Here is a 14927-nt window from a genome sequence, read left to right on the forward strand (position 1 = left end):
TACCCATCATTCTTTAGCGTTCGCTGCTGTTACTTTGCTTTCGCTATTAGGGCCTTCGCAGTCATAGTTTCGATATTGCCAGCATCGGCGGTTTCCATTTGTTCTAGCCACACCTGTGCTTGCTCGAAGTCTTCAGCACGAATCGAAGCGGTAATTGCGTAGCGATAAATCCATGAAGTTGCAGAGAAGTGCTGTTGCTGAAAGTCCTCTTCAGTGAGTAACGAAAGGAACAGGTCATAACCGCGATCAAAGTGATTAAACATGTCTGGTAGAGAGGTGTAAGTCACCGCAGCCATAGCGCGAGTTAGGTACGAATCTGGTAGCCCTTGAACACGAGGTTGCTCATGAATCGGTTGGTCTTCGTCTTTAAGCAGAACCAGTGATTTATCGATGGTCGATAAACCCTTTTCCACATGCTTCATCTTATTCCAAGGTAAGAACGCATCACGCCCCATTAAGGTTTCTGTGCTTCCTAAGTAGACCAAGGTCAGTGGCGTCGCACCGTCTTGTTGCAGCGTGTCATTCAGGCGCTCGTAAGCCACCTCAACCAAATCTTCATTGCCTTGCGCCGCTTGGTTGTAAATATCAAGCACGTCTGAACTCGGGTTCGCTAAAGCTAACGACGGAGCAAACGAAACAAGCGCAATCAGTAATGAACGCTTAAACAAAGAAGTGGTAGAGCCTGAATTTAATGAGTGTGAAGTAGTCATGATTTCTAATCCCTTTCAAATGTTGACGTTGAAAGGTTAACCACAAACTGTCACGCCGTTTTATCAATGCGACGAATGGTAATAATAAGGAGTGAATGGCTTGGAGAGGGTGTGAGTGGGAAACAAAAAGCACGAGTGGTGACGTTTTCAGCCCTAGTACCAATCAAAAATCACGAAGAATCGTCCTAATTAATTTAGAAGGTTACAAACTCAAAAGAGCCTGTAACCTTTTTAAGTGACAGCTATCTGGATTTGTTCTGATTTTAATTTTTATTCGTGAGTCATCTTTGTAGCAAGTGCAAAGCGATTCCAAGCATTAATCATGATTACTTGCATCATAGATTGTGCGAGTAACTCTTCTCCTAATAAGCTTAGACACTGCTGATAAGTCGTATCCGAAACACCCGAATTTGAAATCAGCGTCATTTCGTCCGTTAGGCTCAAAATTGCTCGCTCCGTTTCATTAAACAGTGGTGACTCCTGCCATGCTGACAGAGCAAACAATTTCTGCTGTGAGATATCACTCTTCAACGCTTCAGTTGTGTGCATTTGGATACAGTAAGCACATTTATTGATGATTGACGCTCTGATTTTGATCATTTCTTTTAGTTCGCTAGATAACTTAACATCAGATAAATAGCCTTCGATAGACAGCATTGCGCTTAAAGCATCAGGTTGAACTTGTGCAATATCGATACGTTTTAACATTTTGGCACCTAGATTTAGTTAATGAATGTCGCTATTAATGCGACAACGTTATTGTGCACCATTCGAAATATAAGCAGAATACACATATTATACGAATCAGTTATGCACAAAATGCAAAGGTGAGCATGTGTTAGAGCTAATCAAAATATTTGACCAAGTCGTGGAGTCTGGAAGTTTTTCTCAAGCAGGTAGAGCCTTGAATATGGCTCCATCTTCTGTAGCAAGAAATATAGATAGCCTCGAAAGTAAGATTAAAACTTCACTTTTTAAACGCAGTACACGACAGCTAATGCTGACTGAAGAAGGCCAGTATTTTTACCAACAGTCGGCCAAGATCTTACAAGATAGCAATAGACTGTTAGAAGAAATGCAAGGTAATCAAGGCACTCCAGAAGGGGTAGTACGAATTTCAGTTTTTGAAAGCTTTGGTAATCTGTGCCTTACTCCATTAATTCCAGAGTTCCTTGAGCGATACCCTAAAATACAAGTTGAGTTAGAACTAGATAACAACGTGGTCGATTTAAACAGTGAAAATATTGATGTGGCTATCCGTATTGGCACACCACAAGACAGTCGACTCAAGGCTCGTCATCTACTGACAAATAACGCGTCATTGGTCGCAGCCCCGTCGTATACTGAAAAGTATGGAACTATCGATAAACCCGAAGAGTTGCAAGATCACAACTGTTTGTTGATAAGTCATGAACGGCAAAAAAACTATTGGTACTTTAAGAAAAATGCAGTTAACAAAAAAGTGTTAGTGACAGGCAATTTGATATCAAAAGGCGGCTCACCTCTTTTACATGCTGCGCTAAGCGGAGTTGGCGTTCTTTTACTATCTGACTGGATGCTACAACCGTACTTGGAAAATGGACAGTTAACGGAGTTACTCCCTCACTGGACATCAATGCACAGTGAGCAAGGGAGTGGTGAAATATTCGCAATATATAAAAACACTCAATACCCAAGACCTCATATCCGTTTGTTTATTGATTTTTTAATTGAAAAGCTAGAGCCTTTGAAGAGCGTCCATCCAAACAGAAGTCTAAGTGATTAATAATAGTTCTGCGTTAGAGATAAGTGTCACCTCTGAATACAAAAAGCGCTCCAAAGTAAATTGGAGCGTTTTAACGACTTTTAAAAAGGGGATTACTTAATCACGCCACATACAATGCGTGCACCACCACCGCCAAGCTTAGCTGGATGGTCAGAGTGGTTGTCACCGCCTGCGTGGATCATCAAGGCTCTGCCTTTTACGTCATCCAATGTAACTCTTGGCGCCATCACTGGCTGGTCGGCTACTCCATTAGCATTAACGTAAAGCGGTGGTAAATCGCCAAGGTGATTATCATCCGTCCAAGGGAAACCATGTTTACCCGTTTCCTCTGGATCATAATGTCCTCCTGCAGCTCCACCGAGTATGGTTTTGCCATCCTTTGTGATGCTATCGCATGAACCATTCGCGTGCACATGAAAGCCATGCGTACCAGCTGGTAAGCCTTTCAATTCTGGTGTAAAGACAGCTCCGTAATCACTTGAGCTTATCATCACTGTTCCGGCTGACTGACCAGAGCCAAGATCGATCATTTCAACACTCACCGCTTCAGCGAAAACAGAAGAAGAAATAAGGGTGAGTGCAGCAAGCCATGTTGTTTTGTTCATATCATTACGTCCTTTTATTGTTATTAGTACTCTTCATTCAGTACTTAAGGGATTTTAGTACATTAGATTGACCATAGATTTCAGCAAATTCTTTCAGATTAAGCCCTGCTTTATTACGCAGTTCTGGGGCACACTCCGCTTGGTACAAATCTTTCGCTATACCAATTTCACGTTTTATAAGTGCTCCCATCAAAGCTGTGTTACCGCGCTTATCTTGCAAACACGCATTCGCCCCAGAATCGAGTAGCAAGCGGACGGTTTCTCTATTTCCTTGATAAGCCGCAACCATGAGTGCTGTGTAACTTTGGTTATTACGTTGATCAATAGGGAAACCTTGCGAAACAAATGCATCGACCACTTCATTATTGCCGATGCGTGCGGCATCAAAGAACAGCCCAACCAGAGATTGGTACTCCTCTTCCAGTTGGTTATCTGCAGCCAATAAGCTGAACGATAAACTCAAAGAAAAAACAATGGAACTAAGCAAAAATACGATTTTCATTTATTCCCCCTCACTAACATAATTAGAGAATGGCCTACAGGAGTCCTGATTTTCGGGCAGAAAAGAGCAGATAAATCTCCCGTAGGCCAAAACTTTACGCCTTACAGTACTGCCTAGTCGTTCACTTGGGAGCGTTTTTTGACTTGTGAGATACTGGTGTCAGTTGCTTTAGCCAAACGCGTTCCATACTCTTTATCTGCACGATAGAAGTAGCTCACCATGATTTCCTTAACTTCTTTATCCATAACCTTATTTAGGTCACCTGCTAAGTTTGTAATCAAGTCACTTTTATCTTGTTCACTCATGCTGCGGTACTGCACACCCGCTTGATAGAAGTTTCGTGGATTACTGATCGCTTTTTGTTGCACCGTACCAACAAGTTTGGTTTCTACGGCTTTGAATTGAGCATCTTCTGCCAACTCTAGCTTTCGGCTTGGCTCATAGTTAACAGCACCATGGCTTAGTGATGCATTATTACTCAAACCATTTTGGTTATGGCTGCTCACTGGCGCTAACGGTCGGTTAACGGGTAGTTGGAACAGGTTAGCGCCCAAGCGATAAAGCTGTGTATCGGCGTAAGCAAACAAGCGACCTTGCAGCAAACGGTCTTCCGATGGCTCGATGCCAGGAATTAGATTCGAAGGCGCAAATGCCGCCTGTTCGGTGTCTAAAAAGAAATTTTCTGGTAGACGATTCAGCGTCATAGTGCCGACTTTTTGATCTGGCACATTCAGCCATACTTTGGTTGCATCGAGTCCGTTGTAGTCAAGTTTTCTCAATGCCTCAGGAGACAATACCTTCACGTAAAGGTCCCATTTAGGGTAATTCCCTAAGCCAATTTCAGCATAAAGGTCATTGGTAAGATGGTTGAACTCTTTACCTTGTATCTCAGTGACTTGATCTGGGCGAAGGCTTTTAACGCCTTGCTGACTCTTCCATTGGAACTTCACATAGTTCACGTCGCCTTGCTTATTGATCCACTTATAAGCATGAACCCCAAAGCCATCCATGGTGCGATAGCTCGCAGGCGTACCTAAATTGCTGTACACCCAAGTCAACATGTTGGTCGCACCCGGCTCACTGCTAAAGAAGTCGAAGAATCGGTTTGGATCCTGAACGTTGGTGACTGGAGACGGTTTTAGAGAGTGCACCATATCCGGAAACTTAATCGAATCACGAATAAAGAACACAGGCAGATTATTCCCTACCAGATCCCAATTACCCTGTTCAGTATAAAATTTGGTGGCAAAACCGCGTGGGTCGCGAAGTGTTTCTGGCGATCCTTTAGAGTGAATAACGGTCGAAAAACGAACGAAAACAGGAGTCACCTTACCTTTATTGGTAAAAGGGTCAGAAACCGTTAAATCACTAAAATTACCAGAAGCGACAAATTCACCATGTGCGCCCGTACCACGAGCATGAACAACACGCTCAGGAATACGTTCTCTGGCAAAACGCTGCAATTTTTGGATCAGATGGACGTCTTGCAGCAATACACTGCCATTCTCACCTGCTGTTATGGAATTTTGGTTATCACCTACTGGTGCACCGTTGTCTCTGGTCAGGGTTTGAGCCTGTAGAGACGTGCTGGCTAAGCCAACTGAAATTAATAAAAAGCTTTTTGACATCTGCATGGTTGCTCTCCAATGCGTGCTAACCATTAAACCAGTCGAGTGGTTAATGGATATTCAAAAGCTCTTTTCTGCCCACCAAGAATATAACTTCAATGTTTACATTTGTTTAATGGGAAATAACGATAGATTCAATAGGTGAAAACGATGGAACGATTAAGTTTTGATTAGGATGAGAGAACACAGACCTTCAACTGTGAGTATCAAAACCAACGCTTCATTTATATTTCTATACGACTAAACAAAAATAGCCGCTAATCAGCAGCTATTTTTAGTTATCTAAACGAAGCTTCAATTACTTCTGTCTTGCTACTTCTTCGTCTCTTCAACTACAGCTTTCATCAATACTGATGTATCCATGCGGCCTTGTCCTTCAGCAGACAGTGCCTTGTAGGCGTTGTTGGTTTTTTCCGTCAAAGGAAGTTGGATACCTTGGCGTTCTGCTTCATCTAGACAGAAGCCTAAGTCTTTGATCATCCAATCAATGGCGAAGCCAAAATCGAACTTGTCTTGCGCCATTGTGGTCGCGCGGTTTTCCATCTGCCATGAACCTGCTGCGCCGTTTTTAAGGCAATCAACCAGAGTTGGGATATCCAAACCTGATTTTTCAGCAAGTACTAAGCCTTCAGATAAACCGTTCAATACACCCGCGATGCAGATCTGATTAACCATTTTTGCGCGTTGGCCTTGGCCGACTTTACCCATCAGAACCGACGACTTACCGTAAGCTTCAAACACAGGTTGAAGGTCGTTGAAAAGCGCTTGTTCGCCGCCACACATGATGGTTAACACGCCGTTTTCTGCGCCCGCTTGACCACCAGACACTGGTGCATCCATAAAGCGAATACCTGCTTGCTTCGCAGCCACTTCAAGCTCTTCAGACAGAACTGCCGACGTTGTGGTGTGATCGACAAGAATTGCGTTTGGCTTCATCGCTGCCAATGCGCCTGTTTCGCTGGTTGTCATGCTGCGAACGTCGTCATCGTTACCCACACACACCAATACCACGTCAGCTTCCGCTACACATTCAGCCACAGATTCTGCCGCTTTACCTTGGTGTTTATCAGCCCAGTCTAGCGCTTTGCTGTGAGTGCGGTTAAATACCGTTACTTCAAAACCGGCTTTGACTAGGTGGCCTGCCATTGGGAAGCCCATAACGCCTAGCCCGATAAAACTTACTTTCATTTCTTTCTCCTTTTATTTGACCAAGTCATCGCTATGAAAAGATCGAACACTCTCAATCAATGCATCAATAAGCAAGGTCAAAGCCTTTGGCTGATATTTTCTTTCTTTGTACACTAAATACGCTTGGCGATCACCCCGATGATACTCAGGGAGCACTTGAACTAGATTCATCTTTGGGGATACATGACGAAAAGGCAATGAGGCAAGCCCCAAGCCTTTTTGCGCCGCGGCCGCCACTGCATGAATATCGTTAACGATGAACTTAGGTTTTATCGTGATCATCTGCTCTAATCGGTCAGATTTGTAGAGCGGCATATCAAACACATCATCGACGTTAATCCAGTCTTGAAGCTCTAAATCATCCGGCTTTTCAATTATCTCACGTGAATCTAAGTATTCTCGACTCGCGAAAAACCCATGTTTAGCTTTAAAAAGTGGCCGAGCAATCATGCCTTCCATATCCGAGATCTTAAACGTGATCAGTAAATCACGATCGGTCTGTGGAACAAGCTGCTGTTGGCTCAAGGTAAGGTCGAGCTGAACGTTCGGATATTGAGTGAGGAATTGTTCTACCGTCGACCGTAGAAAGCCACTATAGAAGTTATGAGGCACTGCGAGCTTTATCTTGCCTTGGATAGCATCACGCTCTTCCAACAAACTATTAAAGCCTTGGTGGATAGACTCCATGCCACTGCTCAGTGCAGCAAAGGCCGCCTCACCGTCTTTAGTGGCCACCAGCTCACGACCTTTCTTTTCCAAAAGTCGGATATTAAGGCGATCTTCCAATGCGGTTAACCGACGCGACATTGTCGACACAGGCAGTTGCAGCCGTTTCGAAGCCGATAACAAAGAGCCCTCTTCAACCACTGCACAGAATAAGAACAGATCATCAATGTTTCCAAATATGGAATTCATACTTCTATATGTGCCTATTTTTCTCATTAATGGATAGATATAACCTTATCCCATCAACAACAGAAAATCACGGGAGAAACACAGTATGAACAACAAACAATTTTGGGTAACCGCGATTTTATCCTCACTCACCATGGCGACGATCATGTCTGGATTAATTTCTGGCTACAAAATGGGGTTTAGCCACGAATGGCCGCCAATCTGGCTACAAAGCTTCTTCCTTGCTTGGCCGTGTGCCATCGTGCTCAACCTCACCGTGCTTCCTTTGATTAGAAAACTATCAGCATGGATTTGTCGCCCGGGAACGCTTTGCTAATTTATAGATCATGGAACGATGATCAAGGGAAGAAGGGGGTAATACGACTGACAATACTATCTTTAGAAACATACACACCATTTTGCAATACACTCCTCTAACCTTTTAGCTAGACCCATAAAAAAACCGAGCACTAGGCTCGGTTTTTTATAACTGTTGTTACTGTAAAGATTACAGCTCAGCGTTGTGGTAAACCTGCTGAACATCATCACAGTCGTCAAGCATGTCTAAGAACTTCTGGAACTTCTCAGAATCTTCTTCAGCTACTGGTGTAGTTGTTTGAGGAACGAAAGTGATTTCCTCAACGTCTAGAGTTAGCTCTGGGAACGCAGTGTTTAGTGCAGTCTTCGTTTTGAAGAACTCAGTCGTTGGAGCGAATACAGTGATTACACCGTCTTCTAGCTCAACGTCAGTCACGTCTACGTCTTCCATCATAAGCGTTTCTAGGATGATCTCGTCATCTTCGCCTTTGAACTGGAATACAGCTTGGTGAGCGAACATGTGAGAAACAGTACCTTCAACACCGATTTTCGCGCCAGTTTTAACGAAACATTGGCGAACGTCTTGGAAAGTACGGTTGCCGTTGTCAGTTAGACAGTCAACGATCACGCTTGTGCCACCTGGGCCAAAACCTTCGTAACGAGCAGGTTGGAAGTCTTCACCGCCGCCGCCGTTCGCTTTATCGATCGCTTTGTCGATAACGTGAGCTGGTACTTGGTCTTTCTTCGCTTTAGCAATCAGGTGCTTAAGAGGTAGGTTCATGTCTGGGTCAGAGCTGCCGTTCTTAGCCAGTACGTAAATCTCTTTACCGTATTTAGAATAAACTTTAATTTTTGCGCCTGCAGTTTTCGCCATTGAGGCCTTGCGCACTTCAAAACTTCTTCCCATCGGGATCTTCTCTCTGATTCAATTAACGGTGCAAATTCTAGCAAATTACTGTGTCATTTCAATTCTACAGCATTGCTGGGCAAGGTTTGTCTGCGTTTATGCGACACCCATTACCCGTTTGTATTTTTCTACAGACTGTTCAAACCACACCTTTTCATCTGGGTCACCTAGCTTCATTGCTTCTTCAACAATAGCTTCAGGGCCACATTTCGCTTGCTTCAGTTTCCATACAAGAAACGATGCTTGCTTATCCAGTTCGATTTTATTTTTCTCGCTGGGTGGAAGGAGTGAAAGGTTGATAGACATTATTAGCCTTCGTCTGTAATACACTTGGCCGAGAAATATATCATAGAGCAGGCTCATAAAACCAATACTATGAGTAACAGAAAGGGTTTATGAGACAAGAAACCAAGCAAGTCACTGATGCAGGTCAAGCTAGTTTGAGAGAACTTATGTCCCTTGATGTGAAAGTATCACTTATTCAACTCATACTATGAGCCGTTTAAGCCATTATTCGACTCACCGAATGAGCCGAATAATAAGGTAATTGCATCGCAAGGGCTGTAGAAAGCTTCTCAGCCCAAAAAGACTATTCACTCACCGCTAACACATCACAACGTGAGGCGCAGATGAAATCATTTTTGTGCAGGCCTTTGATTGAATGACTCCACCAAGTGACGGTGACTTTACCCCACTCCAATAAGATCGAAGGGTGGTGGAATTCTTCTTCTGCCAACTCTGACACTTTGTTGCTGAATGCCCATGCTTGTTTGTAGTTCTTAAACTTGAACACCTTCTCAAGCTGCGGGATGCCGTCTCTTTCGATGATCTGCCAATCAGACAACTCCAACAGTAAAGATTGTTGCTCATCTTTACTGAGTGCAATCGCATCGATACTGCAGGCTTCGCATTTTTGTTCATTCAACATGTGTGGGTTCCTTAGGTTCAAAAAGTGGTGGTAGTAATCCCGCTTCAATCGCGAGATCAGCTTGCTGTAATAGATTTTCCTGACTGATTTCAAATAGCTCAGATAGCTCATCGAGCACATAGTATTTCGGCTGCATGATGTCGATGCGATAAGGCGTTCTTAAAACCGTTTGCAGATCGAACCGTTCGCGAACGGCCAAATCCCCTCCCAACGCATACATAGTTTCCGCTGGAGACGAAAGAATGCCACCGCCATAGATTTTCAGTTGTTGGCCTTCTTTTACTAAACCGAACTCGACCGTAAACCAATACAAACGGGCAAGATAAGCGCGCTGTTTGGATGTCGCCGCTTGGCCTAGTTTTCCATAATGCTCAGTGAATGCTGCGAAATCAGCATTAGTGAGCATGGCACAGTGGCCGAAAATTTCATGAAAGAAATCAGGCTCTTGTAAGTAATCGAACTCGTCTCGCGTTCTCAAAAATGTCGCAACGGGGAATTTCTTATTGGCGAGCAAATCAAAGAAACGGTCGAAATCAATTAACGCCGGAACAGGCTGAACCTGCCAACCTGTTGTTTCCATTAGCACTTTGTTTATCTCTGGAAGCTGGGGAACTCTGTCTAATGGCAGATCCAGCAGGGTCAAACCGTGCAAATAGGCATCACAAGCGCGATCACTAATGACGTCCAGTTGCCTTTTCACCAAGTCGTGCCAAATGGCATCTTCTTCGAGGCTCCACTCAACCCATCCCTCTTGGCTCACGGGCTTAGAATGATATTGAGTCATTACACACCTCCTTTCGAATGTCTCACTTTAAGCCTATCTCCACTCCTTATATCCGCCAATTTGAGCGATTTTTCGAAACAGGCGGGCGTGTAACATTTTATTTACACAATTCCACCAAATGCTTATTTTGCTGAACTTTTGACTTTGTAAAACCTAAATACCAGACTGAAAACGTTAACTTTTTGTTAAAGGTAAAGGAATGCACGAAAGCAATAAGCCCATTTGGCAGCCAAGCGCGCAGCGTATAGACGATGCCAACTTAACCCGATTTATCGATAGCCTTGAACAATCTGGGTTAAACCTAGATAGGGACGTAAAAAGCTACACGGAATTCCATCAATGGTCTGTGGATCAGCCGGAATCGTTTTGGCAAAACGTATGGCAGTTCTGTGGAATGGTTGGTTCGCAAGACTCTATTAATAAAGTAGAAAGCGAAACCATCAAAACTCAAGGTGAGAGCCGTTGGCAGCAGCCGAAATCAAATCGTGATGGGGTGTGGTTTCCCAATGCTCAAGTTAACTACGCCGAAAACTTGCTGCATTCATCAAAAACGTTGCCAAACGAGCTTGCGATTTGGTTTGAGAATGAACGTGGCGAGCAACAAAGCTACACATGGCAAACCCTTTGTGAGGAAGTCTCTAATGTTCAACAGTGGCTCCTGGATTGTGGCGTGGAGCAAGGTGATGTAGTTGCCGCTTATACCCCTTATCTGCCACAAACCGTGGTCGCAATGCTAGCGACCACCAGCTTGGGGGCGATTTGGACATCAACCTCACCTGACTTTGGCGTCGAGAGTGTAATTGAGCGATTTGGCCAAGTGAAACCCAAAGTGTTGTTCACCTGTGATGGTTACACCTTCAATGGCAAAACGTTCGATATGACGGACAAGAACCGTGAAATCATCGAACACTTAAACGAATTGAAACAGGTGTGTGAGATCGGTTATTTGAAACCGAGTAATGACTTAGAGAAGAGCGATTTAGAGAAGAACAACGTTGAACATGCTGTGTCGACCCGAAGCTGGCACAGCATCATCAATAATTATCAGCCACAACCTGTGCGATTTACTCGTGTCGGCTTCAATGAACCACTGTTTGTGCTCTACTCTTCCGGTACGACAGGCAAGCCAAAGTGTATTGTGCATTCGGTTGGTGGCACTACCATCAATCACCTAAAAGAGCATCAGCTTCATTGCGATATTAAACCGAGAGATCGCGTGTTCTACTACACCACTTGTGGTTGGATGATGTGGAACTGGCACGTCTCTGCACTCGCGAGCGGTGCCTGTTTGGTGATCTTTGATGGTAGCCCGGTTTATCCGCAATCCAATATACTGTGGGACTTGGCACAGCGCGCGAATGTGTCGCTGTTCGGTACCTCAGCCAAGTACCTAGAAGCGATTGAGAAGGCGGAACTCTCACCCATCGACAGCTATTCTCTGCCTCAATTAAGAACACTGTGCTCGACGGGCTCTGTGCTCTACCCTGAGCAGTTCGATTACGTCTACAAACACATCAAACAAGATCTGCATTTAGCGTCCATTTCTGGCGGCACGGATATTTGTGGCTGCTTTGTTTTAGGTAACCCTATCTCACCTGTGTATCGCGGTGAGTGCCAACAAGCAGGGCTTGGAGTCGACATCAAGGTGTTCAATTCGTCGGGTCATAAGGTAAATCACGAACGTGGCGAATTAGTGTGTACAAACTCACTACCCAACTTCCCCGCAGGCTTTTGGAATGACACCGGAGAGCGCTATCACAGCACTTATTGGGATAGATTCGATAATGTGTGGCATCACGGGGACGAAGTCGCACAGAGCGTGCATGGCGGCTATCTGTTCTACGGGCGAGGCGACACCACACTCAACCCTGGTGGCGTGCGAATTGGTACCGCTGAAATCTATCAACAAGTGAACACCATTGAGGGCATCATAGACTCCATCGCAGTCGGTAAAGATGTCGACCGCAATGAGCAGATATGGCTGTTCGTTCAACTACAGCAAGGTGTAGATCTAGATGAAACGTTATTAGCAACCATCAAGAGTAAGCTCAAATCCTCTTGTTCACCAAGGCACGTGCCAAGCCAGATATTTGCGATCAGCGATGTGCCAAAAACGCGCTCAGGAAAACTGGTGGAGTTGGCGGTAAAACAGGTGATTAATGGCAAGAGTGTAGAAAACCTCGGTGCCATTGCTAACGCCGAGGTTTTGGAAGAGATAAAACGCGTTGTTTCGCCTTAGTATTTAGACCAAGAACGTGGCGAGCTATCTCCAATTTTCACTTGGCTGTCAGATAACATCTGGAGTAAAGGCAGCCGATTGAAAACCGAATCGAAGCCACTCTTTGAGCTCGTAACCCCTCGCCTCAGTTTGACCCCTTACCTTTTCTAAAGTTCTTAATGAGATCTGAACGTCATATTTAAAACAAAAATGTTAAATTATTCATTTTTTGGGCTGAGATAATATTCACTAAAGACGAATCATTTATACAAAAAAAGAGTCCACCACTGGATTGTATCCCAGCTTATGGATATTTAATCGAATTATAATAATTTCCGTTTCCACAGCTCTATTTCTAGTAAAATGATAATTTGATAGCTATCACATTTAGAACGATTATTTTCCAATACTATCTCGGCATGTTAATTACTTAAGAGTAATTAAAAACCTAGTCATTGTTATTAATAAGCTTGAATTTAATTAGAAACAAGTGGTTAATCCCTACGTAAAATAAAATCATTATTAAATGATCGGAGACATTATCATGCGGATAGTATTAGCTTTAGGCGGTAACGCTCTTTTAGCAAGAGGCCAAGCATTAACGGCCGAGAACCAACGTGAAAATATAATCAAATCAGCGGCGAGTATTGCTGCAATCGCACGCGAGCATGAGATTGTTATCGTTCATGGTAATGGCCCACAAGTAGGTTTGTTGATGGAACAAAACGCGGCTTATAGCGAATATTCGCCAGAGACTACCCCATACCCAATGGATGTACTCGGCTCTCAAACATGTGGCATGGTGGGCTACATGTTACAACAAGAGCTAAGAAACATTGACCCTGAATTAGACGTAGCGACGCTAGTCACGCAAACTGAAGTATGCAAAAAAGACCCTGCGTTTGCTAACCCGACTAAATTTGTTGGCCCTGTATATACAAAGCAACGAGCTAAAGAATTAATGGCTCAAAGCACAATGCAGTTTAAAGCTGATGGCGAGTACTACCGACGCGTTGTGCCTTCTCCTATGCCAAAAAGCATTGTTGAAATTCAGCAAATTGAAACTCTTCTAGATACAGAAAACCTTGTTATCGCTTGTGGCGGCGGCGGTGTTCCCGTGAGTATTGAACAGGGTAAGAGTACTGGTGTAGAGTGCGTAATTGACAAAGATCTTACAGCTGAATTACTGGCTGAAAAAATCCATGCCGACTTATTTATTATCTTAACCGATGGCTCGATTTTCCGTAACTATGGTAAAGAAGACCAAGCAGAAATGAAGCAAGCAACGCCTGCTGGTTTAGCAGAATTTTCGTTCCCTGCTGGTTCTATGGGGCCAAAAATTGATGCCGTTTGTAAATTCGTTGAAGCTGGATTAGGTAATGCGGCGATTGGTTCATTATTTGATTTAGATAAAATAATCACCAATGAAGCTGGTACTCTGATTACGAAAGGTGAAGGTATTGTTTATTACTAATATTCTCGAATGAGAATCACCACCAATATAAAAACCTTTGATTAAAGCCTCTTATTTAATAACGAGGCTTTTTTCTTATAAACATATTAGTGCTAAACGGGATAAATATTCATACACTTACTGAATTTAATATATTTAATTAACATTATAAAAACGAGTTTTGTGCTCCACATTTGGCAGTTTTGAGTACTAAAAGAATAACTTTCCATACCTGTATTTATTCAATAATAGCTAATATTTAATTTTGGAAACCGCTTCTTTCAAGAAACGGTTTTGGTAGTGTAAGGGACGAGTATTTTCGTTTACATCAGTTATTCTACATGGACTCGTTCGCATCCGCTTGGTTCTCTGGCATCGCCTCAATAAAAGCGGGTAACTGGTTACACGCTTCGACAATCGAGTTAATCAGCGGATAAGGCGACATATCAACATCAAAGCGCAGCGCATTGTAAACTTGCGGCACTAAGCAAATATCAACGATACAGGGTGAATCCGTGAGACTATATACCGAGTCGCCGTGCACTTTTCTGTGCTTCGCCAGCTTCTCTTCTAAAGCATGGAAACCCTGGCTCATCCAATGATGAAGCCAATCCATTTTCGCCTCTTGTTCACACGACAATTCTCGCTCCAAATACTGCAACACACGCAGATTGTTCAGAGGGTGAATTTCCATCGCAATATCCTGAGCCATCGCCAGCGCTTGGTAACGTAGTGGTGTTTGCTCAGGGATCAACAAGGTGTCAGGGCTGCTCTCACACAAATAAGTCTCGTCCAAGTATTGTAAGATTGTCAGCGACTGATTAAGTTGAACATCGCCATCCATCAGCACAGGCACCAATTCACTGGCATTGAGCTCACGATATTGTGGATCATGCTGCTCGCCGCCATTACGCACCAAATGCACCGATTTCGACTCATAGCTAAGTTGCTTTAGATTCAACCCAATGCGCACTCGATAGGCTGCCGAAGAGCGCCAATAACCATAGAGTGTGATCTTCTTGTTCAT

General features: G+C 43.7%; 16 protein-coding genes. 4 read left to right on the forward strand and 12 right to left on the reverse strand.

What is annotated here, in order from left to right:
• Positions 1 to 29 precede the first annotated feature (29 nt).
• Together FTW16_RS23280 and FTW16_RS23285 are read right to left on the reverse strand one after the other, a co-directional pair.
• Positions 30 to 710 (reverse strand): hypothetical protein, encoded by a 681-nt coding sequence (locus FTW16_RS23280; protein ID WP_146492647.1) that lies wholly within the window; start codon positions 708 to 710, stop codon positions 30 to 32.
• A gap of 270 nt (positions 711 to 980) precedes the next feature.
• The gene (locus FTW16_RS23285; RefSeq protein WP_146492648.1) at positions 981 to 1418 is read right to left on the reverse strand and encodes a carboxymuconolactone decarboxylase family protein; all 438 of its coding nucleotides are present in this window, start codon (positions 1416 to 1418) and stop codon (positions 981 to 983) included.
• A 127-nt stretch (positions 1419 to 1545) separates the two neighbouring features.
• Here FTW16_RS23285 and FTW16_RS23290 point away from each other — a divergent pair, with 127 nt between their 5' ends.
• Complete coding sequence (locus FTW16_RS23290) at positions 1546 to 2475, forward strand: LysR family transcriptional regulator (protein ID WP_146492649.1); 930 nt, start codon at positions 1546 to 1548, stop codon at positions 2473 to 2475.
• Positions 2476 to 2567: 92 nt separating this feature from the next.
• Here FTW16_RS23290 and sodC read toward each other — a convergent pair whose 3' ends face one another.
• From sodC to FTW16_RS23315, 5 genes are all read right to left on the reverse strand, one after another.
• Positions 2568 to 3080: a superoxide dismutase family protein gene (gene sodC, locus FTW16_RS23295; RefSeq protein WP_123311851.1), complete on the reverse strand. Its 513-nt coding sequence runs from the start codon at positions 3078 to 3080 to the stop codon at positions 2568 to 2570.
• A 37-nt stretch (positions 3081 to 3117) separates the two neighbouring features.
• A complete protein-coding gene (locus FTW16_RS23300; protein ID WP_146492650.1) occupies positions 3118 to 3582 on the reverse strand; it encodes an ankyrin repeat domain-containing protein in 465 nt (154 codons plus the stop codon).
• A 113-nt stretch (positions 3583 to 3695) separates the two neighbouring features.
• Positions 3696 to 5216: a catalase gene (locus FTW16_RS23305; protein ID WP_186728106.1), complete on the reverse strand. Its 1521-nt coding sequence runs from the start codon at positions 5214 to 5216 to the stop codon at positions 3696 to 3698.
• Positions 5217 to 5522: 306 nt separating this feature from the next.
• Positions 5523 to 6398, reverse strand: a complete 876-nt coding sequence (locus FTW16_RS23310) for an NAD(P)-dependent oxidoreductase (protein WP_017070192.1) — start codon at positions 6396 to 6398, stop codon at positions 5523 to 5525.
• Between the two features lie 12 nt (positions 6399 to 6410).
• Complete coding sequence (locus tag FTW16_RS23315; RefSeq protein WP_146492652.1) at positions 6411 to 7313, reverse strand: LysR family transcriptional regulator; 903 nt, start codon at positions 7311 to 7313, stop codon at positions 6411 to 6413.
• Positions 7314 to 7398: 85 nt separating this feature from the next.
• Between FTW16_RS23315 and FTW16_RS23320 the strand changes: the two genes are divergently transcribed.
• Positions 7399 to 7629: a DUF2798 domain-containing protein gene (locus tag FTW16_RS23320; RefSeq protein WP_146492653.1), complete on the forward strand. Its 231-nt coding sequence runs from the start codon at positions 7399 to 7401 to the stop codon at positions 7627 to 7629.
• Between the two features lie 171 nt (positions 7630 to 7800).
• Here the strand turns inward: FTW16_RS23320 and FTW16_RS23325 are convergent, their stop codons facing one another.
• From FTW16_RS23325 to phhA, 4 genes are all read right to left on the reverse strand, one after another.
• Positions 7801 to 8517: a YebC/PmpR family DNA-binding transcriptional regulator gene (locus FTW16_RS23325; protein ID WP_017057670.1), complete on the reverse strand. Its 717-nt coding sequence runs from the start codon at positions 8515 to 8517 to the stop codon at positions 7801 to 7803.
• 96 nt (positions 8518 to 8613) lie between these two features.
• Entirely contained in the window at positions 8614 to 8823 is a 210-nt protein-coding gene (locus FTW16_RS23330) for a DUF3283 family protein (RefSeq protein ID WP_008216860.1), read from the reverse strand.
• A 283-nt stretch (positions 8824 to 9106) separates the two neighbouring features.
• Positions 9107 to 9445, reverse strand: coding sequence for a 4a-hydroxytetrahydrobiopterin dehydratase (locus tag FTW16_RS23335; protein WP_146492654.1), 339 nt, complete (start codon positions 9443 to 9445; stop codon positions 9107 to 9109).
• Entirely contained in the window at positions 9435 to 10229 is a 795-nt protein-coding gene (gene phhA / locus FTW16_RS23340) for a phenylalanine 4-monooxygenase (RefSeq protein ID WP_146492655.1), read from the reverse strand. Before phhA ends, FTW16_RS23335 begins: the two co-directional genes overlap by 11 nt.
• Positions 10230 to 10428: 199 nt before the next feature.
• Between phhA and FTW16_RS23345 the strand changes: the two genes are divergently transcribed.
• Positions 10429 to 12468, forward strand: a complete 2040-nt coding sequence (locus FTW16_RS23345) for an acetoacetate--CoA ligase (RefSeq protein WP_146492656.1) — start codon at positions 10429 to 10431, stop codon at positions 12466 to 12468.
• Positions 12469 to 12991: 523 nt separating this feature from the next.
• Positions 12992 to 13921, forward strand: coding sequence for a carbamate kinase (locus tag FTW16_RS23355; RefSeq protein ID WP_146492657.1), 930 nt, complete (start codon positions 12992 to 12994; stop codon positions 13919 to 13921).
• Between the two features lie 316 nt (positions 13922 to 14237).
• Here FTW16_RS23355 and maiA read toward each other — a convergent pair whose 3' ends face one another.
• Positions 14238 to 14927: a maleylacetoacetate isomerase gene (gene maiA / locus FTW16_RS23360; protein ID WP_146492658.1), complete on the reverse strand. Its 690-nt coding sequence runs from the start codon at positions 14925 to 14927 to the stop codon at positions 14238 to 14240.

The organism is Vibrio sp. T20, assembly GCF_007858795.1.
GTDB classification, from domain to species: domain Bacteria; phylum Pseudomonadota; class Gammaproteobacteria; order Enterobacterales; family Vibrionaceae; genus Vibrio; species Vibrio satsumensis.